This is a genomic window from Paenibacillus sp. CAU 1782 (assembly GCF_054551715.1).
On the sequence record NZ_JBTOLL010000005.1, the window covers coordinates 29307 to 55953 of the forward strand.

28 protein-coding genes are annotated in these 26647 nt (G+C 49.8%); 13 read left to right on the forward strand and 15 right to left on the reverse strand.

Features of this window, described 5'->3' with window-relative positions:
• The first annotated feature begins 36 nt into the window (after positions 1-36).
• The 4 genes from ytxJ (at position 37) to ACX93W_RS13755 (ending at position 2057) form a co-directional block, all read left to right on the forward strand.
• Positions 37-375, forward strand: coding sequence for a bacillithiol system redox-active protein YtxJ (gene ytxJ / locus ACX93W_RS13740; RefSeq protein ID WP_459392951.1), 339 nt, complete (start codon positions 37-39; stop codon positions 373-375).
• Positions 376-639: 264 nt separating this feature from the next.
• Positions 640-1062 (forward strand): MarR family winged helix-turn-helix transcriptional regulator, encoded by a 423-nt coding sequence (locus ACX93W_RS13745; protein ID WP_459392952.1) that lies wholly within the window; start codon positions 640-642, stop codon positions 1060-1062.
• A gap of 26 nt (positions 1063-1088) precedes the next feature.
• On the forward strand, positions 1089-1727 hold the full coding sequence (locus tag ACX93W_RS13750) for a nitroreductase family protein (RefSeq protein WP_459392953.1): 639 nt from the start codon (positions 1089-1091) through the stop codon (positions 1725-1727).
• Between the two features lie 30 nt (positions 1728-1757).
• Complete coding sequence (locus ACX93W_RS13755; RefSeq protein WP_459392954.1) at positions 1758-2057, forward strand: putative quinol monooxygenase; 300 nt, start codon at positions 1758-1760, stop codon at positions 2055-2057.
• Positions 2058-2199: 142 nt separating this feature from the next.
• Here the strand turns inward: ACX93W_RS13755 and ACX93W_RS13760 are convergent, their stop codons facing one another.
• The 3 genes from ACX93W_RS13760 to ACX93W_RS13770 are packed head-to-tail and all read right to left on the reverse strand — an operon-like array spanning position 2200 to position 4180.
• Complete coding sequence (locus tag ACX93W_RS13760; protein WP_459392955.1) at positions 2200-2769, reverse strand: ferric reductase-like transmembrane domain-containing protein; 570 nt, start codon at positions 2767-2769, stop codon at positions 2200-2202.
• Positions 2766-3764 (reverse strand): FAD:protein FMN transferase, encoded by a 999-nt coding sequence (locus tag ACX93W_RS13765; RefSeq protein WP_459392956.1) that lies wholly within the window; start codon positions 3762-3764, stop codon positions 2766-2768. Before ACX93W_RS13765 ends, ACX93W_RS13760 begins: the two co-directional genes overlap by 4 nt.
• Positions 3764-4180, reverse strand: coding sequence for a hypothetical protein (locus tag ACX93W_RS13770; RefSeq protein ID WP_459392957.1), 417 nt, complete (start codon positions 4178-4180; stop codon positions 3764-3766). The genes ACX93W_RS13765 and ACX93W_RS13770 overlap by 1 nt, the downstream gene beginning before the upstream one ends.
• Positions 4181-4733: 553 nt before the next feature.
• Between ACX93W_RS13770 and ACX93W_RS13775 the strand changes: the two genes are divergently transcribed.
• The gene (locus ACX93W_RS13775; RefSeq protein WP_459392958.1) at positions 4734-5981 is read left to right on the forward strand and encodes an S-layer homology domain-containing protein; all 1248 of its coding nucleotides are present in this window, start codon (positions 4734-4736) and stop codon (positions 5979-5981) included.
• Positions 5982-6634: 653 nt separating this feature from the next.
• Here the strand turns inward: ACX93W_RS13775 and ACX93W_RS13780 are convergent.
• Complete coding sequence (locus tag ACX93W_RS13780; protein ID WP_459392959.1) at positions 6635-7441, reverse strand: YheC/YheD family protein; 807 nt, start codon at positions 7439-7441, stop codon at positions 6635-6637.
• Between the two features lie 436 nt (positions 7442-7877).
• On the opposite strand from ACX93W_RS13780, the gene ACX93W_RS13785 reads away from it, so the two are divergent.
• Positions 7878-8330: a MarR family winged helix-turn-helix transcriptional regulator gene (locus tag ACX93W_RS13785; RefSeq protein WP_459392960.1), complete on the forward strand. Its 453-nt coding sequence runs from the start codon at positions 7878-7880 to the stop codon at positions 8328-8330.
• Between the two features lie 61 nt (positions 8331-8391).
• Here the strand turns inward: ACX93W_RS13785 and ACX93W_RS13790 are convergent, their stop codons facing one another.
• On the reverse strand, positions 8392-9081 hold the full coding sequence (locus ACX93W_RS13790; protein WP_459392961.1) for a class I SAM-dependent methyltransferase: 690 nt from the start codon (positions 9079-9081) through the stop codon (positions 8392-8394).
• 187 nt (positions 9082-9268) lie between these two features.
• Between ACX93W_RS13790 and ACX93W_RS13795 the strand changes: the two genes are divergently transcribed.
• Complete coding sequence (locus tag ACX93W_RS13795; RefSeq protein WP_459392962.1) at positions 9269-10024, forward strand: peptidylprolyl isomerase; 756 nt, start codon at positions 9269-9271, stop codon at positions 10022-10024.
• A 101-nt stretch (positions 10025-10125) separates the two neighbouring features.
• Complete coding sequence (locus ACX93W_RS13800; protein WP_459392963.1) at positions 10126-10560, forward strand: DUF4395 domain-containing protein; 435 nt, start codon at positions 10126-10128, stop codon at positions 10558-10560.
• A 261-nt stretch (positions 10561-10821) separates the two neighbouring features.
• Here ACX93W_RS13800 and ACX93W_RS13805 read toward each other — a convergent pair whose 3' ends face one another.
• Both ACX93W_RS13805 and ACX93W_RS13810 read right to left on the reverse strand, forming a co-directional pair.
• Positions 10822-11631 carry a protein-glutamine gamma-glutamyltransferase gene (locus ACX93W_RS13805; RefSeq protein ID WP_459392964.1) on the reverse strand — a complete coding sequence of 270 codons (810 nt, stop codon included), beginning with the start codon at positions 11629-11631 and terminating at the stop codon, positions 10822-10824.
• Positions 11632-11702: 71 nt separating this feature from the next.
• Positions 11703-12482, reverse strand: coding sequence for a Cof-type HAD-IIB family hydrolase (locus ACX93W_RS13810; protein WP_459392965.1), 780 nt, complete (start codon positions 12480-12482; stop codon positions 11703-11705).
• Positions 12483-12722: 240 nt separating this feature from the next.
• Here ACX93W_RS13810 and ACX93W_RS13815 point away from each other — a divergent pair, with 240 nt between their 5' ends.
• Positions 12723-13559, forward strand: coding sequence for a hypothetical protein (locus ACX93W_RS13815; RefSeq protein WP_459392966.1), 837 nt, complete (start codon positions 12723-12725; stop codon positions 13557-13559).
• A 7-nt stretch (positions 13560-13566) separates the two neighbouring features.
• Here ACX93W_RS13815 and ACX93W_RS13820 read toward each other — a convergent pair whose 3' ends face one another.
• Positions 13567-13956 (reverse strand): hypothetical protein, encoded by a 390-nt coding sequence (locus tag ACX93W_RS13820; RefSeq protein ID WP_459392967.1) that lies wholly within the window; start codon positions 13954-13956, stop codon positions 13567-13569.
• 532 nt (positions 13957-14488) lie between these two features.
• On the opposite strand from ACX93W_RS13820, the gene hflX reads away from it, so the two are divergent.
• Complete coding sequence (gene hflX, locus ACX93W_RS13825; protein ID WP_459393156.1) at positions 14489-15769, forward strand: GTPase HflX; 1281 nt, start codon at positions 14489-14491, stop codon at positions 15767-15769.
• Positions 15770-15851: 82 nt separating this feature from the next.
• Here hflX and ACX93W_RS13830 read toward each other — a convergent pair whose 3' ends face one another.
• The 5 genes from ACX93W_RS13830 to ACX93W_RS13850 form a co-directional block, all read right to left on the reverse strand.
• Complete coding sequence (locus tag ACX93W_RS13830; protein WP_459392968.1) at positions 15852-16838, reverse strand: ABC transporter permease; 987 nt, start codon at positions 16836-16838, stop codon at positions 15852-15854.
• On the reverse strand, positions 16835-18358 hold the full coding sequence (locus ACX93W_RS13835; protein WP_459392969.1) for a sugar ABC transporter ATP-binding protein: 1524 nt from the start codon (positions 18356-18358) through the stop codon (positions 16835-16837). Before ACX93W_RS13835 ends, ACX93W_RS13830 begins: the two co-directional genes overlap by 4 nt.
• Before the next feature lie 68 nt (positions 18359-18426).
• Positions 18427-19530: a sugar ABC transporter substrate-binding protein gene (locus ACX93W_RS13840; RefSeq protein ID WP_459392970.1), complete on the reverse strand. Its 1104-nt coding sequence runs from the start codon at positions 19528-19530 to the stop codon at positions 18427-18429.
• A gap of 92 nt (positions 19531-19622) precedes the next feature.
• Positions 19623-21254: a sensor domain-containing diguanylate cyclase gene (locus ACX93W_RS13845; protein WP_459392971.1), complete on the reverse strand. Its 1632-nt coding sequence runs from the start codon at positions 21252-21254 to the stop codon at positions 19623-19625.
• A gap of 198 nt (positions 21255-21452) precedes the next feature.
• Positions 21453-22373 carry an aldo/keto reductase gene (locus ACX93W_RS13850; protein WP_459392972.1) on the reverse strand — a complete coding sequence of 307 codons (921 nt, stop codon included), beginning with the start codon at positions 22371-22373 and terminating at the stop codon, positions 21453-21455.
• 176 nt (positions 22374-22549) lie between these two features.
• Here ACX93W_RS13850 and ACX93W_RS13855 point away from each other — a divergent pair, with 176 nt between their 5' ends.
• A complete protein-coding gene (locus tag ACX93W_RS13855; RefSeq protein ID WP_459393157.1) occupies positions 22550-23038 on the forward strand; it encodes a CHRD domain-containing protein in 489 nt (162 codons plus the stop codon).
• A gap of 147 nt (positions 23039-23185) precedes the next feature.
• Here ACX93W_RS13855 and ACX93W_RS13860 read toward each other — a convergent pair whose 3' ends face one another.
• Together ACX93W_RS13860 and ACX93W_RS13865 are read right to left on the reverse strand one after the other, a co-directional pair.
• On the reverse strand, positions 23186-24550 hold the full coding sequence (locus ACX93W_RS13860; protein WP_459392973.1) for a GerAB/ArcD/ProY family transporter: 1365 nt from the start codon (positions 24548-24550) through the stop codon (positions 23186-23188).
• A 26-nt stretch (positions 24551-24576) separates the two neighbouring features.
• Entirely contained in the window at positions 24577-24816 is a 240-nt protein-coding gene (locus ACX93W_RS13865; RefSeq protein ID WP_459392974.1) for a hypothetical protein, read from the reverse strand.
• Between the two features lie 127 nt (positions 24817-24943).
• On the opposite strand from ACX93W_RS13865, the gene ACX93W_RS13870 reads away from it, so the two are divergent.
• Both ACX93W_RS13870 and ACX93W_RS13875 read left to right on the forward strand, forming a co-directional pair.
• Positions 24944-25885, forward strand: coding sequence for a tyrosine-type recombinase/integrase (locus ACX93W_RS13870; protein WP_459392975.1), 942 nt, complete (start codon positions 24944-24946; stop codon positions 25883-25885).
• Positions 25886-25924: 39 nt separating this feature from the next.
• The gene (locus tag ACX93W_RS13875) at positions 25925-26647 is read left to right on the forward strand and encodes a methyltransferase domain-containing protein (protein WP_459392976.1); all 723 of its coding nucleotides are present in this window, start codon (positions 25925-25927) and stop codon (positions 26645-26647) included.

Below are 26647 nucleotides of genomic sequence, written 5' to 3' on the forward strand. Positions count from 1 at the left end.
CTATAATAAAACCATTACAGCCAAGGAGTGAATGAGATGACATACAAGGAAATTACTTCAATTGATGAATGGTCCGGCGCGCTCGAAGCCTCATCACAGCGTCCGCTGGTTGTTTTCAAGCACAGCACCACCTGCCCGGTCAGCGCAAACGCGCATGATGAATTCAAAAACTATTTGAACGGCAGCCCCCGCGAGGATGTCGACTACCTGCTCGTAAAGGTTATCGAATCGCGTCCTGTTTCCAATAAAATCGCGGAGGATACTGGAGTGAAGCACGAATCACCCCAAATTATTTATGTCGATAAAGGCGCCAAAGTATGGACAGCTTCCCACTGGTCCGTTACCAAAGCCCACATCAGCGCCGTTCTGGACTAATTTCCGCAAGCCTGAGCCATAATTTTAATAAACAAACGGCGTCCTGGAGGAGCAGCTCATTCATAAGCCGCCCCCTCAAGGCGCCGTTTTGGCGTGTTTCCGATATTTCCCCATAGGATTTGCAAAAGATAAATACGTATGCTATATTAATTGAGCCGTCAATGATTGATGGGTCAAATATTGATAGGTCAAGTATCAACCATTCAAATACTGATCTCAGCACAATTGTCCTGTTCCATTTTATTCAGCAGGAGGCCACCAGTCATGACTAACCAAATAAATACCAACGAAGATCAAATTCTGAGCTTGCTTAACGCGTTGCGCAACAAGCTTAGTCCCAAGTTCGAGCAATGCACCGGCATAAGCTCCTCGCGTCTTGAGATTCTCCATGAGCTGTGTCAAGTCGACGAGATTAACCAGTCCATGCTCCAAAAGCGCATTAATATCGACAATGCCGCGATTACCCGCCATTTGAAGCAGCTTGAGGCAAACGGCATGGTGATTCGGCGCAGAAATCCAGATGACAACCGCGAAACCTTCGTTACTTTAAGCGAGGAAGGAAAACAGCGAATCGAGGGGTACAAAAGCGAGCGTGACAGCTTCGTTAACCAGATTCTGGACGGCTTCAGCCAGAAAGAAACTCAGCAGCTGGCGGATTATCTCAAGCGTATGATCCATAATATTTAGACAATCAAAAAGGAGATGTTCACATCATGAGCAACAACCAACCGTCCAATGATTTTCGCGAAATCGTTTTAAACCGCCGTTCGATCAAGGCTTACGACCCTGAAGTTAAAATCAGCAAGGAAGAAATGACCGAAATTCTTGCCGAGGCCAATCGCGCTCCTTCTTCCGTCAACCTGCAGCCATGGCGCTTTGTCGTCATCGAAAGCCAGGAAGGCAAGCAGAAGCTTGCTCCGCTGGCACGCTTTAATCAAACGCAAGTGTTGACCTCATCGGCTGTTATCGCTGTTTTTGCCGACATGGAAAACCTTCAATATGCCGATGAAATTTTTGGCAAAGCGGTTGAGCTGGGTTATATGCCTGCGGAAGTAAAGGAAGCGCAAATGCCGATTATTAAAAGCTTCTACGCAAACTATTCGGCTTCCCAATTGCGCGACGTGAATTTTGTCGATGCAGGCCTGGTTTCCATGCAATTGATGCTGGTTGCACGCGCTCACGGTTATGACACAAATCCCATTGGCGGATACGAAAAAGACCAAATCGCCGAAGCATTCGGATTGGACAAGGAACGTTATCAGCCCGTAATGCTAATCAGCATCGGCAAAGCCGCTCAGCAAGGTTATCCTTCCTACCGGCTGCCTGTCGAAACGGTTGCGACCTGGCAATAAAACATCTTACACCAAGAAAGGGCGATTGTTATGTTAATCATCCATGCCCATTTGCAGATCATTCCTGAACAAGAAGATGCATTCCACGAAGCAGCTCGCGCTTTGATTCCTCTAAGCCGTGCCGAAGAAGGCAATGCCGGATACCAGCTGCTGAAAAATACAGAAGTGCCTCATCGCTACACAATGGTTGAGCTATGGAGAGATCAGGAAGCGGTGGCCTTGCACAACGCCAGCAGTCATTTGCAAGCTTTTATCAAGCAAGCTCCCGACTTCATGGCAGCGCCGATGGAATTGCAGGCTTTCACGGGAGAACCCGTCAATAAAGCATAATTGAATTGCAGGCTTTCACAGGAGATCCCGTCAATAAAGCACAATGCTCAGGAGATGCCTCTCCTAACAGCTTCAGATAAAAACAGCCCCGCGGCAGCAAATGCCCGGGGCCGTTTCACTTTTGCTTGGATTGTTTCTTGCCTTACCCTGCACGTCGTGCCGGTTGTGCGTTCTTCGCCCCGCTGCGCAGCCACATTCTGCCGACAAACAAGGCCAAAGTAACCGCAAAGGTGATGATATACATCGCCTGCGCCAAGGGATGGCTGGAATCCGTACCCGCCTTGATGCCGTGCAGCAAGCCCATCAAATAAATTGGATAAGACAACATATGGATCGCCAGCCAAAATGGCCTTTTCAGCTTCGGCCGCAAATCCGTTGTCAGCAAAAGGATCAACATGCCGTACATCGACAAAGTGCCAAGTCCGTACCAGAGCGGATGGTCATGGGCCGTAAACGGGATAAGCAGCTCGCCCCATGTAAACGGCGAATACGTGTCAATAACCAAAACGGCGGCATGGAATAACGCAAGCAGCGTCCCCCACTGAGTAAGCCTCATATGCCATTTGTACAATTCCGCTTTGAGCGGACCTTTGGCAAAAGGATATCCATACAGCATCCCAAGCGCCATTCCGCCAAAAAGCAGCAGGTATGCCGTAATGCCGAAAATACGCGTCAGCTGCCAAGTCGGCCAGCTCGTTAACCAATCCATCATATCCATCTCTCCTCCCCAATGCCTTTCATGTGAGTGAAGGGCTGCCATTCCATCCTGTCCCTAAGCTTGTTTCCCCGCAATTCAATCGATCCGTTCTTCCAGGCAAACAAGACTTCATATCCGGGAGCTTGCTTCTCCATCAGCGCCAGTCCTTCCTCTCCCGCAATACAGACCGTTTTGGCCCAAACCTCGCAGGCAACAGGATCTTGCCCAGCAACCGTAGCCTGTACGATTCCGCTGCGCGACGGCTCGCCTGTTCGCGGATCGATCAGATGATGGCGCATTCCTCCGGAATGCCGCCACATGCGGCCCAATACGCTGGAGGTAGCAACGGCTCCATCATGCAATTGCAGCATGCCGATATCGTCCTTGGCGTTCCAAGGCGACGAAATTGCGAAAGCCGCGGCCCCTCCTTCCCGTCCGCGCCTCCAATAGAAGGCATCACCGCCCGCATTAACAAGCGCCGCTTTTACATAAGCCTTGCCTTTAAGCCATTCACCGGCTTGCAATGTAGTCCAGCTTTTGGCTATGCCGCCAAGATCAACGCCCGCTCCCCCGCTCAGTCGTGCCGCTTTCATGGAGATATCCAGCTCCAACCCTGAACGAAGGATTTCTTTTCGAGGTTCTGCGCTATTGCCGTTATCCCCGCCCGCCCCTTTCATCAGTTCAAAAGAACGGTCATACCCCGCTGCAAGCAGCTCCGGCAATATGCCGATCTGGAACAAACCGTCCGTGACTTCGCGGTACCGTTCGGACATGACCAGCAGCTCAAAAAGCCTGTCCGATAGCAGCACCAGCTTGCCTCCAGAGGAATTGAAGGAGCTAAGCTCGCTATCCCGGCGAAATCGGCTGAAGCTTCCCTCGCAATCCCGGAACCAGTCCCGCAGCACGTTTGCATCCCTCTCCGCCAATGCAGAATGTTCATTGTCATGCTCAAGCTGAGCCTCAACCTCCGTATTCATCGCGGAAAATGCGATGCGCGTTATCCTGTCCATCAGGACCTCCCTGTCCGCGACTGCATCCCGCCGGAGCTCTCCCGCTGCGACAGGCTTCCGCTGTCGCCGCTGCTCCCGGAGCTGTCTGTCGACCCGCTTGACCCCGTCGACCCTGTTGAATCTGTTGATCCGTACGAGCGGCTTGATCCGCTATCGGCGCCCCCTCTTGAGGTTCCACGGCTCCTGCCATAGCCATAACTTTGGCCGCTGGATGAGTTGCTTTCAAAACGGTCCACGTAACCGCTGCTTCCTTTAGAGTCAGCCGTATAGGCTTCCTCCGACGTTCCGCCGCTTTTTGCCTGGACCGCCTCTTGAAAGGCATTGCTGTTTTGCACCATTCCGAACAACAGCATGACAGCCGCCGCGCTTCCCGAACCGATTTTCCATTTGAGCCATTTATCGCTTTTTTTCTTCATTGATGTCACTTCCCTTTTCGATATGGGATTTATATAAGTTGAACAAAAGAGTTTCCGCAGTGTAGGTCGGCGTGTGAAAAGTTCTTCCGATCGCTGTTGTTCCCAGATTTCATGAATCATAAAGTTTAATGGTGGAAATCCGGGTACAAAGGCGAACACTTCGCTTCCACAGAACCATTCACACTCTGACCTGTCGCTATTTTCTTTTGTTCAACTTATCTAGGTTGTATTTTTATTAGTTCTTCTGTTATCAAGAATAAAGGCGTTTCCTGAATTTTTTCTTAACTGAAAATAAACGCTGCATTATAATTCAAAAAAAACACCAGTCTGCATGATGGTTGGTCCTAAGCTGCAACGTGTCTTTTTGACCAGTTCCTTCATTTTTAATAAGCCGAACTAACCACTCCCCGCCTGTTCCCTCCAACCTTATGACCGAAAGACATAGGGCCATCAGAGACCAAAAGGTTGTGTCAATCAGCCCATTCTAAATAACGAATAGTTGTGGTTATCTAGAGAATGTCGGAATATATCGTTTTAGGAGGACGGAATACATATGAAACGTTTTACACTGCTTTTTGTTGGAATGTCGGTGCTTTTGGCGTCGTTCCTTTACCAGCCTGGCGCTGATCGGGCCGAGGCGGCTTTGTCGAATGCTCTGTTTAGCGACACAAAAGGGCATTGGGCGGACGAGACCATATCCACGATGGTCGGCAGGGGTATTTTGGAGGGTTTTCCGGATGGGACTTTTCGCCCTGACGAACCGGTTAAAGTGGATCAGTTTGTCAAAATGCTGGTTCTCTCTTACTCCGACCTTCATCAGAATGGCTCGCGCAGCTGGAACGACGGCTTTATGAGCTCGCTGAGTCCCGAGAACCAGGCGATTCTAAAGCAGGATTATCGTTACTTCAGCTTTTTGCCCGCGACAACCGGATATTGGGCAAAAGATTATATCGATATCGCCAGTGATCTTCATTTTCTCAATAAAAGCCGCTACAGCGATTTTCAAGCCAATATGACAAGAGAAAACGTTGCCGAGGTGATTTATTACACGCTGCAGGAAACCGAGTTTCTGGAGGATGGAGCTTTTGGTCAAAAGATGGCCCAGGCATTTGGCGATATTAAAGGCGCTACAGAGCGGGAGCAGCGCTTTATCGCGGAAGCTCTCGTGAAGGGGATTATGGAGGGTTACCCGGACGGCTTTTTCGGCGTTGGCCGGGAAGTCACGCGCGCCCAGGCGCTCGTTATCCTCAACCGTCTGACAGCTCCGGAGAAACGGATCAAAATCGCGGTATCGCCCGACAAGCTGGAGCGCATTGTGCCGACGGCGGGCGGCGGTAGCAAAATTGTTATTTTCCCGGACAAACGGATGTGGGACGCTTATGAATCCTTGACTGCGGTTGGGCAGCTGCGCGGCTCCAACCATGATATCTACGATACGACCTTGCGCTTGTACAAGGATCAGTCTGAAAAGGAAAGCGTGCAAAACGCGCCCGCTGGCTCAACATCGCTGAATGAAGAAGCTGCCATCTGGCTGGACCCCGCCTACAAAACGTATGGCATCACCATTCGTCTGAGGGATGGCGCGCTTGCCCGCAACCGCGAGGCAGTAGAGCAATTCGCCAACGGCCTGTTCGGCTACAATGCCAGCACCTTCAAGGATCTGTTCAACAGCGTCGCTTCAAAAGTGGAGAGCGGAGAGCCCGTATCCGCATCCAGCATCACGATCGGCAGCGACACCGTCAATGTGCTGATCGATGCGCGCAACAAAACCGTTATCTTTTCCGTAGCGGTGAAAAAATAGATGTATAGGTCGGGCAACCAAGCTTCTGCCCCGAAAAACTTTGTATTCGGAATAAGATGAATCATATCCAGATAAATTGAAAGCGATGCTGGTCATGCATGACCGTTAGAGTGGCAAAAACCGCATCGGTAAGTGGCTGTCTGAAACTTTTGTTACGGTGAATCATAATTCAGCAAAACCGGTTCCTCCCGAAAAGGGTGTCTTGGATGCTTCAAACCTATTGTCCGTCTAGCGGTCACCGATGACCGCTAGAACACCAAATCGATGCATTGGCTTCAGCTAACGGTCACTCGTGTCCTTTAGACGCTCAAAAGCCACGTTTTGGGGAGGAATGTAAGCTTTTACGGTCATGGATGACCTTTAAAAATGGACATTCTATCAAAACAAGGCTTTAACGGTCATGGATGTCCGTAGCGCGGGGCTAGTCCCGGCACTCCACAAAGAAGCGACTTACCGTTTACAAGCCGAATTCGACTTGTAAACGGTAAGTCGCGTCGTGTTTGACTTCAATCGAAGTCAAGCGCGCAGATGTCCTTAAGACAGCAGCTGACCACAGGACTATAGCTGTTGTCCATAGGCCGCTGAATTATGGCCTATTTTTAGCAGCTTCCTAATTGGTCTAGCCGCGGACCAATGATAGCCGTCAGGCTTGCTCAAGGCTTCAGACACGCCAGCTTGTACGTTCGCCCATATTGCTTGCCGTAATGCACGATTCGGCGAATCATCGTTTGATCCTGCAGCACCGCAAACGGACAATGATCCGGACGGGTGTTTACTTCCAGAATCCAGGGCTGGAGCTCACGGTCCAAAGCAACGTCCACGCCAATTTCCTTCATGCCGGGATACGTGCGCCTCAGCGTCTTTATCGTGTTTACCCCTAGATTGGACAATCTGGACAAAAGCTCTTTTATTTGCTGGGGGCTCGCATAAGGACGCAAAACCTGCTCGGCAGGCAGAATCGTTCCCCCTTCACTGCCATTAGTCACGATTTTTCCGGGATAAGCGATTCGAGCAACGATGCCCGTTGTTTCATATCCGCCGGAGGGAGCTTGCTGCACCACCACCCTGAGATCGTACCGCCTGCCTTCGTAAGTCAGCAAATGAATGCCCTTCTGAATCAGATGCCGTTTGCTCCCGGCGGTTTTTTTTAGAGAATGATAGAGGCTCTTGTAATTGGCAAATTCGCTTCTATGGCCCCCAAGCTGATAACCATATGGAACTCTAGCAGCGCCATTCCCTTTTTCGACTCGCATCACGCCTTTGCCCATAGAGCCGACGGCAGGTTTTACATAGACCATTCCATAAGAATCAAGCATGCTTTGCAGTGTGTTAACGTTAAGGCGTTTGGTCGGCGGGACATATTTGCGCAATTCGCGGTCGCGCAGCAAAACATTCGTTTTTGCCCATTTATCGCCCGTTTTCTTCTTATATTGACTGATCTTCACCTTTTTCGCCCACATCGATTCTAATCCTTCTCCCTTCTTACGCGCTCGTCTCCCAACCGCCCTGCACAGTTGTCCGCCTAGCAATTGGATGTTTGTCTCTATTGCTCTCATTCTATTATTACTATACGCTTGGCGTCCGTTTATGTACGTAGGCCTCTGTCGTCATGGAGCGGCAGATTCGGAGAAACATAGGGCATGAAAGCAGCAAAGTTAATAGGCGACTTGACAATAGCCGCCGCAATTCCTATATTTAATTTAACACAATTTAATTGTCTCAAACTTTAAATCAACACTTGCCTTCAACCGAGGTGAAACGCTTCGGGACAAAGGGCTCTTCCGATCGCTGTTAAAGCCCGATTTCATTTTATTTTAAAATGGGCTATGGAAAATTTGATTATTAGGTTGATTCCTTAATTTCATGAAGTTAAATACACATAACCCGGAGGTCATAATGGATTCCGCCAACCCGCTTAAACTCAACAATCAGATCTGCTTTTCCCTGTATTCAATCTCGCGCGAAATTACAAAGCTGTATCGTCCGCTTCTGCAAAATCTCGGCTTGACCTATACGCAATACATTGCCATGCTTGCCCTTTGGGAACAGGACAAAATTACCGTCAGTGAGCTAGGAAGCCGATTGTACCTGGATTCAGGCACCTTGACTCCGCTGCTCAAAAAACTGGAAGCTGCAGGTCTCGTCACGCGTACACGAGATAAAAAGGATGAGCGCAGCGTGCTGATTGAGTTGACCGAACAAGGTGCTGCCCTGCGGGAACAAGCGCTTCATATCCCCGAACAGCTTGCTTGCCAATTGGGCGCCACTCCCCAAGAAGGAATCGAACTGCTAAAGCTGATGCACACTCTGATGGATCGTATTCAGGCCGGTCAAAACGAGGAGGCTTAACCTGGCGCTGCCGGGCTAAACCTCCTCATTTGCAGTCCGAAACGGACGTTGCGAACTTTGTCTAATCCCAGCTTTTCCACCAAACGCCGGCGCATTCAGGCAATAGGCTTTGACCGCTTTTTGCGACCTTATCGCCCAACTCGTCACCAAAGAAAAAACGGCTCAGCTCTTCCGCCTGCTCCGGCGAATCAAATTCGTAATCCAGTCTGATCCACTTGTGGCTGAAGCCATAATCCTCCTCCAGAGCCTTGTAATAGTCCAGCAAAAAGGAGGGCGGCGATGGCGTCTCGAAGCCCGTTCCCATCGTTTCAAACAGAATGGCCTTGCCTCCACTGCGCAGCACCCGCTTCATCTCGCCCATCACCATATCCAGATTGCTGCGCCACTCCGGGTCCAGACTGGAGCACAGATAGCATACACTCCAGCCCGACACAATCAGATCGCTGCATTCATTCTCCAGCGGAAGCCAGCGATGGTCGCCAACCATGACTCCCCAGTTTTGCAGCCCATGCTGCCTAAGCTTATTTCCCGTAATCTCCAGCATGGATTCGGAAGCATCTACCGCAACTATACTCCGGGCCGCTCCCGCAAGCGGGACAGCCAGCCTCCCCGTTCCCGCTCCCATATCGATAATATCAAGACCTTCAACGGGACAAATTTCATTCACGCATGCCAATAGTTCAGGCTGCTTGCTGATCAACGCCTCATATTGATCCGCCTTGTCCCTGTAAATCCCTTCATGATCCGGCATTTCTCCCTCTCCTCTCAAGTGGTTGTCCACAAGCCAGCCAAGGCAAGCAGATAATCCGTTGCCCTTGCCTCTTGTTCCCCCACTTTAAACGTTGACGCAGCGGCAAAGTCAACACCTGCAAGGAACTTTCGTCGGCCAGCAGTATTGTGATACTATGAATCTGGATTAAGTTAAAGGGGGAATATGCTTGTTTACCAATCGTACTAACAAACGCTTCATGCTTTCAGCGCTTCTCCTGCTATCCGTCCTGCTTGTCCTTGCAGGATGCGGAGTCGATCGCAAACCTCAGAACACAAGCGGAGCGGCAGGCGGCGGTTCAACGCCAGCAACGGAAACAGCGACGCCTTCGCCTTCACCGGAAAGCACAGTGGAGCCAACGCCGGAAGGCCCCGAGCTGTTGGGATCTGACCAGCACCCGGAAGTCACGCTTGAAATCAGCAACGGCAAAAATATCGTTATCGAGCTTTATCCGGAGGTTGCCCCAAACTCGGTCAGCAACTTTATTTCACTGGTTGAGCAAGGCTTCTACGACGGCTTGATCTTTCACCGGGTCATTCCCGGCTTTATGATTCAAGGCGGCGATCCCGAGGGGACCGGAATGGGCGGACCTGGCTACAGCATTGCAGGCGAATTCAACAGCAACGGCTTCGAGAACGAGCTTAAGCATACGCGTGGCGTTATTTCCATGGCCCGTTCGGGAGATCCCAATTCGGCCGGCTCCCAATTTTTCATTATGGTAGAGGACGCGCCACATCTGGACGGTGAATATGCCGCGTTTGGACAAGTCATCGAAGGCATGGAAACCGCCGATGAAATTGTCAACCAACCAGCAGGCTCAGGCAACAGACCGGTAGAGCCGCTGTCCATCTCCAAAGCTACAGTCGATGTTAAAGGATTGGACATCAAGGAGCTTGAAAAGGTGGAAGCGCCAAGCCTGGAATAGGACTTGTCTTAAAACTCTCTTAGGGCATCCGTTGTATTTTCATTGCTTCCCATCTATAATAGGGTTATATATAAAAATCCTATAGGGAAAGTTGGGATAGAATGAAGGAAATCCCTGTTCTCTTTGTACGCAGCAATCAGGCCGGCATAGTCCTTACGCTGCTTATCGCAATTACTTTGCAGCTGCCATGGCTGGTAGCCGCTTTATGGCTCATTCAGGCGGTTGGTCTTGCGTTTGGCCCAAAAGCCAACCTATTTATTGCCGCCATACGTCCCTTCGGGGCAGCAAAAGCAGCCTCCGGCCCAACCGAGGCAGCCGAGCTGCAGCGCTTTAACAACAGTCTTGGCATCGGATTTTTAACCTTGTCGCTTATCAGCTTTGCGGCAGGCTGGAATCTCGGAGGTTATCTGTTCGCAGGCATGATGGGCGCGGCAGCTCTGGCAGCCTTGCTGGGCTACTGCATTGGATGCACCATTTATTTTCAGTTCAAGCAGCTTCGCGCAAAAAGGGGCTGTCCAAAAAGTCAAACGCTCTAACGGACACGGAAGTCCGTTAGACGCGTAAAACGCAGATTTTGAAATTCTAACGGACATCCTTGTCCGTTAGAGCCCCAAAATGGGTAATTATTGGATAATTTTCACTGTAACGGACATCAATGTCCGTTACAAACGCAAAAAGTTAAAAAATAAGCGCTAACGGACACGGATGTCCATTAGCGTTTTTAATTGAATCAGATACGCGGATCGGCTTTTGGGACAGCCCCTTTTCCTATTCGATGAAACAGTCCATCGCTTTCTTCAACTGATATCCGCAGTTTCCAATGGAGCTTCCGCCGCTTCAGCAACCGGCATTGCCGCATCCTCATCATCGCGGTATGCCAACAGGCGTATGGATTCGAAATCGGGCGTAAGCACCAGGTTCTGAAGGTAGGCAGAAACCATGCTGCCGGGTCTTCTCGCCCGGTTCAGCTGCGCAATGATCTCCTGCCCCGTTCCGATGCCAATGCCGTGCCCAAAATAAAGGTTGTCGTCCAGCACCACAACATTTTCTCCCTGCCATTCCGGCGTTTGCGGATCATGATCGGGATTTTTAAAATACAGAACGTCGCCATGATACACCTCGTTCAGATCATAGGTGGTGATCAGGCGCATATCGCGGTCATATTGCCAGTCGCGCAGGAACAGATTTTGAAAATGCCGGTCAAAAGCAGCAGGCCCGATTGCATCCAATACGGCTTTGTACAGCAAAATGATGATTGCACCGGCACATTCGAATGCATAAAGATGACCATTCTCGTAAATGTCCGCAACCGCTACGGATGGCGGTACGCCGGGTCTGAGCAGGAACCCGCCATTGGGCGTCCGTATCCAGTATCGTTCGTTGCAGCGGGAGTTGCTGAAGGTCGCGAAGCCTACCCCGCTGGCATACATATCTTTGGCGGATTGAACGATATGCGATCTTAATTTCAATTCAAACAAAAGCGATTCCAAATTGCGGTAGCGATAAACGACAGGGCTGTTCATTTTTCTCTGAAGCGTCTTGCGTTCAAGCTCGGTCAGCATCCGAGGCGGGATCTGAGCGGAGCTGCCGTCCAATATTACAATCACGCTATTTCCCCCAAGCCAGGTTAATGGATTAGGTTATTGTACGTGGGCAATGCGGAATGTGTGAAACGGGATTATTCAGGAAGCAATCCCGCCTTGATTAATCCATTGCGTATGCCGCGCTCGTCCACATGCGTTGTCACGTAATTGGCGAACGGCAGCAGCTCGGGATGACTATTGCCCATGGCCACGCCAAAGCCGACAAAATCCAGCATTTCTTTATCATTCAATCCGTCGCCAAAAGCGACCGCATGCTCTGCCGTGTAACCAAGCTCCTTCAACAGGGCGGCAATGCCTTCCGCTTTGGAGCCGCCCAGCGGCAGCACATCCATTGCGTACGGATGCCAGCGAATCAGCGTAAAGTCGCTTTTCAAGCTTTCGTACAACGGCTCGTCCTGGCTTTCGCAATGCAGGAACACCTGAAAAATGTCTTCATCACGCCAGAAGTCGGGATTATAGCCCGGCAGATCCACCTTCAGAGACAACACGGCCTCCGTTACAAAAGGATGCTCCTCCCGGTCGCTATAAAAAGCATGCTCCCCTTCAAAAACAAGTCCGTGATCATGCTCGCCCGCCAGTTTGACCAGCGTCTCCAGGCTTTCTTTTGAAATGTGCCGTTTATAAAGCGGCTGGCCCTTGTACACCACATAACCGCCGTTCAGGCAAACAAAGGATTGTATGCCGAGGCTTTCGGCTAGCGGCTTAATGAAATAAGGAGCTCTTCCCGTTGCGATAACGGGTTCGATGCCGCGTTCCTTCAGCTCCTGAATGGCCAAAATGGTATCCTGCGGAATTTCCTTTTCCTCGTTAACCAATGTTCCGTCAATATCAAAAAATACGATCTTGTAGCTCATGCTGACCTTCTCCCATCCCTATTATCTATATCGCCATTTTACCATAAGAAATGCCGGCTAATGGTCTTTCCCTTAAAAATTGCAATCCCTTAAATTGGGATTGACCGCTTTGCCCATTTAGGGTATAGTATGAAACAAATATGGTGACCGGCCGGGAAGCACCCGCAAGGATGGAGAACAACTCTGTCCATGCGGGTGCTTTTTGCGTTGCGCGCCGGTTTGATAAAGGAGGATAAGAGGTTGACTGCTCAACTCAAAAAAAGAATGATGGTTTGGCTGGCTTTACCGCTGTTGGTCATGGGAATATGGTCAGGCTACATGCCAGCCGCGACTGCCGCTCCCTTCGTTTTCAGCAGCTCCGCGCAAAAAGCGTTTGACAGCATGGCGCAATCCGCAGCGCCTGCCAAAGGAGGCGAGCTCAGACAGCGCTACGCCGAATTGCAAAGCCGGCAGCGGGAAGAGGTCGAGCTGGATGTCGTAATAAGCAAGCTCCACTACCGCAACGAGGAAAGAGACCAGGCCCTTCGCAAGGCGATCAGAGAAATCGACTCCGGCAAAATCGCCTCGCTGGAGACTGAAGCTGCCAAAGCAAAGAAAAAATACGAACCGCTTTTTTCTCTGTATGAAACGCAAAAGAAACAGCTGAGCATGGCCAAAGCGGCCAAAAACAAAACGCTGACGTCCTATTATCAAATACAGACCGACATTTCGAAAGCGGCCGTGCAAATCGCCAAGCAGGATATCGCAAATAAAACAGCCGCACACAAAAAGGCCAAAGCGGATGCTTCGGCCAAAATGAAGCTTTTGCGGGACATGCTCTTCCCCAACAAGGCACGCTCCAGCGGAATCAAAGCAGCCAAAAGCGAAGCTTCCGCCGCCAAAAAACTGCTTACCGCTGAACTTAAAACCTTGAATCAAGCCGTCAAAAAAGAGGATGTACAAGCTACCCTGACTTCGTTAAATAAGGCATTGACCCATCAGAAAAAGATCAACGCCCGCAAAACTGCGATTCAAGGTCTTGAAAATACAATAAGCGAAACGTTGGGCAAGGCCGAAGCCAAACTCAAAACGCTCTAAGCACGAATTACGAACGGGACTTGCGCACAAAAAACGCAATGATCTGAGCCACGCTTCCTGCGGCAAAGCCGCATACAGTAAACAGCATAAATGTCAGGAAGCCGGCCAGATCCTCCCAGCCCGTCTGCTCGGCGGTATAAGCCGACATGGCAATTAGTCCGGAAATCAGGCCTAGGTTGGAGAACAGCCATAACCAGCGGGCTCCAAGCCAACCCGCCAGACTGAACACGAGAGAAATCACTACGCCGAGCAGCGCAAAACGCAGCATATGAACAGAGGTCAGGGTTTGTCCGTTGATGCCGAAACGTATAAGCCAAAGCGCGCCGCTGGTCAACAGCGTCGACAATAAAGCGATGCTCCACCATATTTTGCTTCCGGCTGCAGGGATCCACCTCATAACGCTACACTCTCCTTGTTGGGGATTGCTCAAAAAGTCCAATTTTCAAAACGGACTTTCTGAACTTGTACTTTTAAAACGCAGCATACAGCGGTTTTGTTTCTTTTGCAAGGGTGGAAGGTTTTTCAATTTTCATTGCTCTTGCGTCATCAAATGTGCTACACTGGTTTCATTCACAGGAATGGAGGGTTGCAGTGTGATAGATTACATCCGAGTTAGGTCTTTGCGTGGCTAATTTTAATATAGCGCCAAAGCTCTGCCCTGCGCAGAGGACTCAGGATAAGTCTGTCCGCATAAGCCGTTACACTGGCGGCAAGCAACCATACGTCATGTTTTGCCTATAGCTTCGGGAGTCATGTTTTTTCAAGGCTTGTTCACTCCAAGCTAATGGCGCATTGACGCATTTTTCACTTATGCGCACCCATTCTATCCTATATCCTCTTGCGTCAATTCCGAACACGGGCAGCGTTGCCTGTGTTTTTTTTCGTATTTCTGAAAACTATAAGAGGACAACGGAGGTTGATATTGTATGATGGAACGTCAAAATAGACCAAAAGCAGTTATTGTCGGGGTACAATTGCAGCGCGACCATGATTTTGCCTACTCCATGATGGAGCTGCGGAATCTGGCAGATGCTTGCAACATTGAAGTGGTAGGCGAGCTGAGCCAAAAAGCGGAGCGTGTGAACCCCTCCCATTATATCGGCAGCGGCAAAATTGATGAGCTCCGGGCCTTGATGGAAGGGCTGGAGGCGGATACGGTTATCTTTAACGATGAGCTCTCCCCATCCCAGCTGCGCAATCTGGAGAAGGATCTGGAATGCGTCGTCATGGACCGCACCATTGTTATTCTGGATATTTTCGCGGAACGTGCCAAAACGAGAGAAGCTCAGCTGCAAGTCGAGGTTGCGCGACTGCAATATTCCCTGCCGCGGCTGGTTGGCTTGCGAGCCTCGCTAAGCCGCCAAGGCGGCGGGGGCGGCGGAGGCCTTCGTAACAAAGGCGCCGGGGAAACCAAGCTGGAGCTGGACCGCAGACGGATTGAAGATCGCATCAGCGCGCTCCAGTCCGAGCTGGAGAAGCTAGTTTCAACAAGGCAATTACAGCGTAAAAAAAGGCAAAAAAACGAGCTGCCCGTTGTCTGTCTGGTCGGGTATACGAATACAGGCAAATCCAGCTTGATGAATGCGCTGCTGGAAACCTATGATCCCGAAACGACCAAGCAGGTTTTTGCCAAAGACATGTTGTTTGCCACCTTGGAAACTTCGGTCAGAAGCATCGAGCTGCCGGACAACAAATCCTTTCTGCTTACGGACACCGTTGGTTTTGTCAGTCAGCTGCCCCATCACCTGATCAAGGCGTTCCGCTCCACGCTGGAGGAAGTGACTGAAGCAGATCTGCTGCTGCATGTCGTGGATTTCGCGCATGAGGATTACGAGCAGCTGATCCAGGTGACAAACGAAACGCTGAAGGAGTTGGGGGCCGACGGCATCCCGACGATTTATGTGTACAACAAATGCGACTTGACCGATCAGCCTTACCCTCGCGTAACCGAAAACCGGCTTTTTATGTCCGTGAAGGAACATAAGGGCATGGAAGAGCTGATTCAGCTAGTACGAAATCACATTTACAAGGATTTTGTCGTCAAAGAAATTCTTGTGCCGTTTAGTCAGGGCAGGCTCGTTTCCTATTTCAATGAGCATGCTCATGTTATCGAAACCGCCTACGAGGAGGAAGGCACACGCCTGAAGCTGGAATGCAGCATTGCCGATTACGAGCGCTACCGGAACGATTTTATCGAACTGGAATCTTAGTCGGGCAAAAAAGCCGGAACAAGGGTTGTCTGTTACAGACAGTTCCTTGCTCCGGCTTTTCGTTGTCCCGCTATGGCTAACACTAATGTTTCCGTTTGTAATACGTTATGGCCAGAGCCAAAGCCAACACTGCGCCTTTGACGATATCCATCGCATAATATGGAACGGCCATCATAACCAGCCCGTTGGACAAAATACCGATCAGCACCGCGCCCGCAAGCGTGCCGAACGCATTGGGCTTTCCGGCTCCAAAAACGGAATACCCGATAAAGGCTGCGGCCACGGCTTCCATCAGATAGCTTCCGCCGGAGTTAACCTCGGCCGTCATAACGCGGGCTCCCAGAATAATGCCGCCAATTCCCGCAAACAAGGCGGAGATCAGGTAAGCGGCCAGCCGGTATTTGCTTACCGCAATGCCGGAAAGCTTCGCGGCCTCCGGGTTGCCTCCGATCATATACATATAACGGCCATGCTTGCTGTAATTCAGGAAGAGATGGACAGCCAGCACCACGATGACCATCACGATGATAATGCCGGGCACCAAGCCCAGGCTCTTAAAGACAGCCGGTATTTTTCCGGTTGCAAAATCTCCGTTCGGCATAATCATGTTTTGGGAGACCGTAGCTCCTCGGGTATAGGTCATTGCGATTCCCTGGAATACAAACATCGTGGCTAATGTCATCAACATATCCTGGATTTTAAAGTTGATGACAAGGAAGGCGTTCACCAACCCAACAATCAGGCATGCAATCAGGGCAAATGCGATACCCAGCCCCATATTGAGTCCATGCCAGACAAACATGGAGATGACGATAGAATTGGCCAGCGTTGCCGTTGATCCCACGGACAGGTCAAAGCCCCCTATCGCGAGCGAAACGGTCAAGCCGATTGCGATGATGGTAACAATGGAGATCGAACGGAAAATGCTGATTATATTACTTTGGTTCAAAAAGTTGTCCGTGGCTAATCCAAAAAAAACAACAAGCAGCAAAATCGTAATCAAGGTTCCATATTTGTACATAAATTCAAAAACGCCAGAGGTTGTCCGTTTTGAGCTTGCTGCTTTCATGCCTGCATTAAACCTCCCGTACTATACAGCAAAATTTCTTCTTCGTTAGTCTGCTCCGTGTGCAGTTCCTTTGCGATTTCTCCGTCGTACATGACATAGATCCGGTCCGTCAGCCCCATCAGCTCGGAGAACTCGCTGGAAGCATACAACACGCATTTGCCCCTTGCCGCCAGCTCCGCAACCAACTCGTAGATATCGCGTTTGGCGCCTACGTCAACGCCTTTGGTTGGCTCGTCGAAAATATAAACCTCGGCGTCGACCAGCAGCCATTTGCCAATCGCTACTTTCTGCTGATTTCCGCCGGACAAATTTTTGACTTTGGCGTCCGGTCCCGGCGTTTTTATACCCAGAGCCGTAATCTGCTCGGCCGCTGCAGCCCGTTCCTTGCGCCGGTTGATCCATAAGCCAAAACGGGTAAAATGCTTCAGGCTGGCTGCAGTCAGGTTTGCTCCAACCGACTCCTCTACCAGAATGCCCTCGCGCCTTCGCTCCTCCGGGACCAGCGCAATCCCGCTGCGAACCGCATGATAGGGCGTGCGGCAATCCAATGGTTTGCCGCCAAGAAAGCGATCCCCCGTCGCGCTTTCCGATGCGCCGAACAAAGCGCGGCAAAGCTCCGTTTTACCCGCGCCCACAAGTCCGCCAATACCCACAATTTCGCCCTTTCGAATATTCAGCGCTACACTGTCTATTTTCCCGGGATCCTTCATCCCTTTTGCTTCAAAAGCAATTTCGCCAATGTCGCGGCTCCGCTCCGGAAATTGGCCCTCCAGCTTGGCGCCCAGCATATGCTCGACTACGGCTTGCTGCTCGACATTGGCAATTCGATCGTTTAGCACGACCTTGCCATCACGCATAATCGTAATATCTTCGCAAATCTCGTACAGCTCCGGCAGCCTGTGGGAAATAAAAATGATGCCCACGCCTTCCGATTTCAACAATCCCACCAAGTGGAACAGACGCTCCGTTTCGGCGTGGCTAAGGGGAGCCGTCGGTTCATCCAGCACCAAAAAGCGGCATTCCCTTGTAATGGAGCGCGCAATCAAAACCAGCTGCTTCTCCGCAAGCGTAAGCTCCTGCACCAGCTTGCGGGTTGGAATCGACACCTTCATCCTTAGCAATACGGCTTCCGCCTGCCGGTGGAGACTCTTCCAGTTCATCAGATGTTTGCCCTTCATGCCATGTACGGTTTGCTCCAGCATAATATTTTCGCCAACGCTCAAGTTGGGAATAAGCGCTGTATCTACTTCCTGATAAACAATCTGGATGCCGTTGTCCTTGGCATGTTTGGGATTGCGGATCGACAATGTTTGTCCATCCAACAGGATATCTCCCGTATAATGATCATGCGCCCCGGAGAGCACCTTCATCAAAGTTGATTTCCCGGCTCCGTTCGCCCCAATCAACGCATGCGCGCGGCCTGCCGCAGCCTGAAAATCCACATTGCTTAACGCCTGAACGCCAGGAAATGCAATGGATATGTCCTTCATCACCAGTTGACCCGCTGCTTGGGCAGACATGAGGCTCCCCCTCTCCATAAACAGGATACGGCGCCCCTATCGCATGGATAAGGGCGCCTGCCGTTGCATTATTTGCCGTGTGCTTCCTTCAAAGCTTTGATCCAGTCTTCATTAAACGCATCCGAAGTGCCCCAGCCTGGAACAATCTCCGACAACGTCTGAACATTGACCGCTTCCGTGGATTTTTTCAAATCCTCTTGGGTAATCAAAGCCGCATCCAGGCTGTACGTGCCAGGCGTTTCTTCGCCGGCCAGCTTTTTGGCGGCAAGCCTTACGTTAACAGCGCCGATCATTTTAGCATCAACAGCTGCTGTCGCCACCCACGGGCTATTCTCTTCCTGCATAGCTTGCAGGTCGGCATTTGCTACGTCAATGCCGTAGATTTTCACCTCGGTGCGGCCGGCTTCCACCAGCGCGCGTGTTGCTCCGATCGCAAAAGCGTCCCATGTTGCAAAAATCGCATCAATCTCGCCTTTTGGATATTTGGCCAATATCGCCGCTACCGCATTTTGCGTGTCAACCGAAGTGTTGGCATTCGCTACGCCAAAACGGTCCAGCTCTACGATACCCGGATATTTAGCCAACGTTTCTTGGTAAATTTTATTGCGGCGCACCATCGGCGGGAAACCGTCTACCCACAGATATACGATTTTGGCCTCTTCGCCTTGCTCCTTCACCAACTGATCCAGCGCGAATTGAGCCAGAGATTCGTCGTTTTGCGAAGTAAGCGTAACGCCGTCAATCGCAGCCAGTTCATCGATGGAATCAAACGCTACAACCTCGATGCCTTTGTCACGCAGCTTTTGTACCGCTTCTACGGCGCCTTCCACATTGGCATGCGACAGGATAACCGCATCCACATCGCTTTCGCCGGCTTGCTCGATTGCATCCAGGAACTTCACCGTATCATCGTTGGCGGCAAAGGTATCTACTTTAAAGCCCAATGCCTCTGCCTCTTGCTGAGCGCCGGCCAGAAATTGAGCCGTATGTTCATCTCCTCCGATTTTGCGGATTACTTTAATATGGATATCGCCTTTTTCTTTGATGGCCGAGGGTACTCCTTCAACGTCGTTTACATTGACGCTTTTACCGCTTCCGCCGCCACAGCCCGTTGCAACAATGGCGATAGCCAGCAAAAATACAACGATGGATTGAAGCTTCCTGCTTTTCATTTTATTTCTCCCCTTAGTGTGATAAATATCATTTAACACAAGCAATCCTATCGGATTTAAACAAATCCGTCAATAGGTTTGTACAATATTTATTACACAATTGGGCCTTCATATAGAGTCAGCTGGTTTTTTCCTTTATTTTTGGATTCGTAGAGGGCTTGGTCTGCCGCCTTCATCAATTCGTCCGGATTCCGGCTTACCTTGGGCCACATCGCACCGCCCAGACTACAGCTGATGGTGACGCGGGGACCGTCCAGCTCAAACGGCTTTCGCATTGCGCGAAGGATGGAAGCCGCTATTTCTTCCGCCTCTTCTGTTGCTTCTTCGCCAGCGACGGTCAATACGATGAGAAACTCGTCACCGCCAATGCGGAAGAGATAGTCATCGTTTCGCGCGGCATCGCGCAGCCTCTCAGCCACAATCTGCAGCAGCAGATCCCCCGCGGTATGGCCATGCGTATCGTTTACTCCTTTAAAGCCATCAAGATCCATGTAGAGAAAAGCCAGCTCGCCGCCCCAAACTTCCGTTCGGCGCATTGCCTTGTGAAGCACCGTATCCAGGCCTCCGCGATTCAGCAGTCCAGTCAATTTATCGCGCCTGGCCACATCCTCCATCCGAACAAGCTCCGTCTCGGTTTTGGTCAGTTCCGCAATAAGCGCGCGCAGAGAAGAAGACAATACTTGAAGCTCTTTGATTCCTTTCGTATACGGAATCACAACCTGCTCGCCAAAACGCAGACGGTTGGCAGCATCCGAAATGCGGGAGATCGGCTTGGCTACCTGCTTGGACAACAATGGCGCCAATATAACAAAAATAAAAATAAGCAAAAAAGTGATGCTGACCATGTGGTTCATAAGGGAGCTGACAGGCAAAAACGCTACGGACTCCGGCTGCCGGACAATGATTTTCCAGCCTAGTCCCGGATAGTTGAGATGTCCGCTGCTTTTTGAATAACCCGTCAAATATTGGTGGCCGTCCGGCCACTTCACAATCGCCCATTCGTTGTTTTCGGAACGTTCCTCCATACCTTCCAGCATCAATTGTCGTCCCGTCCAGGCATCCGGTCCGGACAACACGGTATTGTCCAGTTGGCTGACAATAAACACCTCGATTTGATCATAGGTGCTGCCTTTTAACCCTTCCAGTACAGAATCACGCAGCTCTACCGACCATTTGGAACTCAGATGGGAAGCCAAAACGCCCGTTTGATTACCATCTTCGTCAAAGAGAGGCATACTTATGTCTACAAATTTGAGCGGCTCATCGTTTCCCTTGTTCAGCAAGTCGTTCAGAAGCACCGCTTCATGCACGTCCCCGACAAAAGGCCCTTTCATGCCTTCCTTAAAAACAGGGCGGTCGGAAATGTTAACGCCGGCCAGATTTCCGCTCGTAGCCGCGCCAACCACGCCCATAATATCGACAACCCCGATCCAGGCAAAGGACGGGATATTTTTGACCAGCTCATCCAGCACTTTTTCCGTTTCAGCCAAATCGCTTTGCATGCGGAGGGAGCTTAACTTGCTAAGCACTAATATTTCGTTGTAGCGGGAGTACATGTAGTAATCCTGCTTGTCTGCAATTTGATAGGCCGTAGATGCAAGACCAACACCTATCTCCGTTTTGAAATCATCATTAATCCGTTGTCCGATCAGTAGCGTCGCTGAACCAATTACAACAATAACAAGCACGGCAAATATGAGTGAAAAATAGGTTGTCAGACGCAATGGAAGTTCCTTTCCCTATCCCAGATGTCGATTTATGTCGCGAAACACATTCAGCAGTATTATATTGCATTTCCCCTATGAAAGAAAGAAAAAACTCCCTGAATAACATGACAAATATACTTATGTAGTAAAAGAAAAACTCCCTTGCGGGAGTTGAAAGCGCCTCATAATTAGACGCTGATTTCGCCTCTGTTGGAATCAAAGATTTACATCCTGCGGATGAGGATCAACAACAAGCTCTGCCGCTTTGGCATTGCCGATGACTTGATCCGGGTTTTTGCATCCCGGTATCACCGCCGTAACGGCAGGATGCTTCAGGCACCAGGCAAGCGCCCAGCCCGCCATATCCACGCCGGCAGGCACTTCCTCGCGGGCGATAGCTTCCACTTCCTCCAGCTTGCTGCGCGTATCCTCCGCGTTGTGGCGGTGGCGAACGTCATTGCCTTCAAAAACGGCGCCAGGCTTGTATTTTCCGCTGAGATATCCGCTGGCTAATGGCACTCGCGCCAAGACGCCCAGGTTTTGGGCCTGGCAGGATGGGAACACCTCTGCTTCAGACTTGCGGTCAAGCCGGTTATAAACGGCCTGGATCACTTCAGCGCCCACACGCGAGGATGCAGCCGTTTGATGGATGTTCCCGTTTTTGCCGATGGAAATGCCCAGATGGCGAATTTTCCCAGCCTGAACCTGCTTATCCAGCAACGTCCACAGCCCGTCATTGTCAAATGCGGAATCCGGCCCTGAATGGAACTGGTAAAGGTCGATATATTCTACCTTGAGCGCTTTTAACGAACTGTCCAACTGAGCAATAACAAGCTCCGGGTCGAACACATCCGTACGGGAGAACAAATCGTGAAACTGATGACCAAACTTGGTGGCAATAACCCAATCCTCCCGTTTCCTGCGGCTTACATAGTCTCCGATCAGCGATTCCGACAAATGATCTCCGTAACATTCCGCCGTGTCGATCAGGTTAATGCCCAGTTCTTGCCCCTTGTCCAAAATAGCGTCTACTTCTCCCTGGGTATAGTTTTGCCCCCATTCGCCACCAAACTGCCAGGTTCCAAGACCAATAACGGATACGTTTAATCCCGTGCTTCCCAATACTCTATATTTCATGCTATCGGCTCCCTTCTATTAACCATCGGCCTATCGCCGCCTACCTTCCATTATAACGGCCCTCCCTCCTCTCTCCAAACTCGCGGCAATTTCCGCACTTATGCAAGGACAACTAAACAAACTCTATCGCCATAAATGAATAGAATAGAGCATTAATCCTAAAGGAGTGATGCTTTATCGCTACGTTTACAGCTAGATTAAGAGGCAGGAACGAAGTGCCGCCAGTCCGCACGAACGCAACAGGCTTTGCCGTTTTCCGGGAAATCCGGAGAGGACGCGATTTTGAATTTGAGAATGGCAATGACAACGACGATCGCGGCGACAATGATAATAGAAATAACCGTAACCGTAGAAGACGCCGCAATTCGCGCCTTCGCTTCCGGCTGTCCTTGCGCAACATTCGCCGCGTAACGGAAGCCCATATTCACCTGGGCCGCCCTGGACAAAATGGCCCGATCGTCGCTTTCCTGTTCGGACCCTCCTTCAGAGGCGTGTCCTTCAGGCGCGGCGTTATAACCGGCACGCTGAGACGCGGCGATCTCGTCGGCCCCCTGGCCGGCCGTTCCATTGATGCGCTTATCCGCGAAATCGAGCGCGGCAACGCTTATGTCAACGTATTTACGCGCGAACATCCAAACGGCGAAATTCGCGGCCAGATCCGCTAAGCGGAGCATCGCTGCCGCTACTGAGTGGGGCGCATTCAGCGCGCGCCATTCCATGACCGGGTGACAAAGCATCCCCAAAAGACCCGATGAGAGCCGCAAACAGCGCCTCTCTCGGTTTTTTTGTGCCGTAAGCAGGGACCTTCCCTATCAATTGCTACCATTGTCTGAACCATGACCACTGCCGCTCTGCTTTTGTCCACTGCTTGCCGCATCGGTCCGTTTAGGGGTTTCCGTTATTCTTGTGTCGCCGCTCTTCTCAGCCGCGTCATTGGCATTGCCCGAGTTTTCTCTGACGTCGCCTGAGTCTTCTCCCCCATCATCTTGGCTCTTCCCCTCGGCACTACCCTCATCATTGGCGCTATCACTATCTGAGCTGTCTCCTTGCCCAACCTCCTCCGTCTCGGAGCCTGCTCCTTGAACAGAAGGCTGCCGAATGGCGGCTGTTAGGGTCACCACAAGCAGAGGGCAAAATAGTACAAGCCCTGTCCAGAGCGGATGAACAGCCGTTATCACGCCAATCCATTGGGTCGCGCTATCGTACGTCACAAGCCCCAGCAAAAAGCCGCTTAATGCAACCGGCATCACTAATACGCTTGCATCCTTTAATCTGAACAGCTTTGCAATGAACAGGCTAAGCACAAAAAGAGTAATGGTCGTCTTCATGTATGAGCCCAGAATCAACGCCATGCCGATGATGGATTCAATCCGTTGTATGATTTCCTGAAACTCCACGAGCCTTGCTATAGAAAAAAGCAGATAGGGATTTTCCGCAGCATACGCGCCAAACACCATAATCGAACAAAGCGTAACCACGCAAAGCAGAATAATGCTGATGCCAAGAGAAACCACCATGTGCTTCGACAGCAGCCCTCTTTTTTTCCTGGCCGTATAGGGAAGCAGCATGCCAAATAGGAAAATTTCAACAAAAGGAAAGCCGAAGGTATAATACGCTCCGTAAAAAATTGGAGTAACTCCTTTTGGCATGAGCGGCATAAGCATTGCAGGATGATAATCCGGTATGGCTAACGTAAGTACGATGACAACCGAAACGGTAGTAGTTACCATGATCAACATAAACATTCGGGCCATTACTTCAATTCCCGCTCGGGCAGTTAAAGACGAGATCAGAAAAATGAGGAAGGTAAACGCGTACAACGGAGTTTCTCGCAGCATGGAGCTAATCATAAACTGCCCTACGCCAACCACGATTGCGGCTTGCATGTGGAAAAGATACGACATCGTCAATAACCCGAATATCAGGGTAACTGTACTGCCTACCATTTTCCGGCTAATATCCACATAAGTCATGGAAGGAAAGCGGCGATTTAGAAATAAAAGCATACCCAATATGCCGAATCCGACCGCTCCCGAGAGCAAAAGCGAAATCCATGCCGAGTTTCCTGCCCGTTCAATAAGCGGACCCGGAACAAAAATAATGGAGGAACCTGTCATAAACACAAAAAACAGAACGCTCATTTGAAACGAACTGACCGTTTGTCTGCGAATATCCATCCCCCTCCTTCCGTCTACATTAACCATTAACTCCGCAGTATTTTGTCAATTGCTTCGCTTGCCGGCTTCAGCAGCCCCACAATATCAAACAAATCAGGCCAATCTGCATTGACTGCATAATCGATACCCATATACAATGACAACGCAATAATTGCGCCGTATACATATTTATCCCGCTTGGACATTTTGCGGCGCAGCGTCATTCCGTCGTATATCCAAACTCCGCCCAAAGCGGCGGCCAATACAAGTATTCGTTCCCACGGCACCTTTAACCCCTCCCGTCGATCGCTTTGTTGCCGTCGGCGCATAAACAGGAAATATTTACACAGTTTGAGTATGTCCTCCCGACGCTAGCGCTATACGATCATACTACCGACACAAGGAGCAGCATCAATGAACCTGACCATTGCACAATTCAACAGTCACCTGGAATCTTATACAACCTATTTGGCAGTCGAGAAAAACCTATCACCCAAGTCCATTCATGCTTATCAATATGATCTCAGCCTGTTTGTCCGATGGTGTCAAGCAACTGAGTCCCACAATGTTTCAGCAGAAGGAATCGCCTCCTATTTCGGCCATTTACATAACGAGGCTGGTTTAAAGGACACCTCCATTAAAAGAAAGTATTTATCACTGCAATCCTTTTATAAATTTCTGATCTACAAAAATCAAATAACTTCCTCCCCTATTGAGGGGTTGGGACGTAATTTCAAAAAGGCCAAGCGTATTCCAAAAACATTGTCCATCGAAGATGTACACAAGCTATTACTGGCGCCGCAGAACGATTTTGCCCGGTTAAAAAGTGATTTCCGAAAGCGGATATGCATCCGAAACAACGCAATCATTGAGCTTTTATTTTCAACCGGCATTCGAATCGGGGAATTGGTGGGCATACAATTGAAGGATATAAATCTGGAGAGCCAAACGCTGCTTATATTCGGAAAAGGGCGAAAAGAACGGATTTTGTACCTTTCATCGCAGGAGGTCTTGTCTGGCATTAAACAATGGCTTGCCGTCAGGCCCCTGTTCCAGCCTAATTGCGAAGCTTTGTTTTTGAACAAATACGGGGATCAGCTGACCATTTATTCCATAGAGGATATTTTCTACAAATACCGTGACGCTGCCAAAATCAACAACAAAGCCACTCCGCATTATCTCAGGCATACCTTCGCTACGCAGTTGCTGGATAATGGCGCGGACTTGCGATCCGTTCAAGAAATATTGGGTCATTCCAGCGTCAGCACAACCGAAATTTACACCGAAGTTTCCGTCCAGCGCAAAAAAGAGGTCTTGTCCCGCTACAACCCTCGCAACGGACTCACACTGAAATAAACCTCCAAATAACTATGAATTATTTGGAGGTTTTTTTAGATGAGTACTCTTCCAAACGAAGACATCATGAAATTTTATGATAGTCACGATAGCATCTGGCCAGAAGGAGATAATTGGCACAAATATACAAAGGAACAACTAATTAAGTTTGTGAATGTATATATAAATAAAATTAAACCAAAAGGCCATATTGAAATACTTAATGCAGGTTCAGGTGGTAGTACATATAATCTCAAGCATGAAATGCATCATGTAGATATAACAGAAAAGCATATATCTCACTTTAAAAATCATACCGTAGCAAATATTGAAGATATGCCATTTGAAAATAATACATTTGATGTAGCTATTTGTGTCGGGAGTGTCCTTAACTATTGTGATGCAAGCAAGTGTATAAATGAGCTTTCAAGAGTATTATCGCCTAAAGGCTATCTCATTTTGGAGTTTGAGAATAGTTGGAGCATGGAGTTTTATAAAACACCAATACATAAACGATCTTCTGATTTAGCAACGACTAAGTATTTTGGCTCTGAGCATCAATTATGGGTGTATTCCATCAGTTACATCTCACAAATACTAAAACAACACCAATTCAAAATACTGGATTCAAAAAGGTTCCATATCTTAAGTAGCTTTGCATACAAATACTACCAAGATGAAAATAAAGCAGCTAGATTTTGCAAGACAGACCCGTTCTTCAGGCTATTTCCATTTTTATCAAAGAGAAGTCATAATATATTTTTATTTTGTGAAAAAAGATAA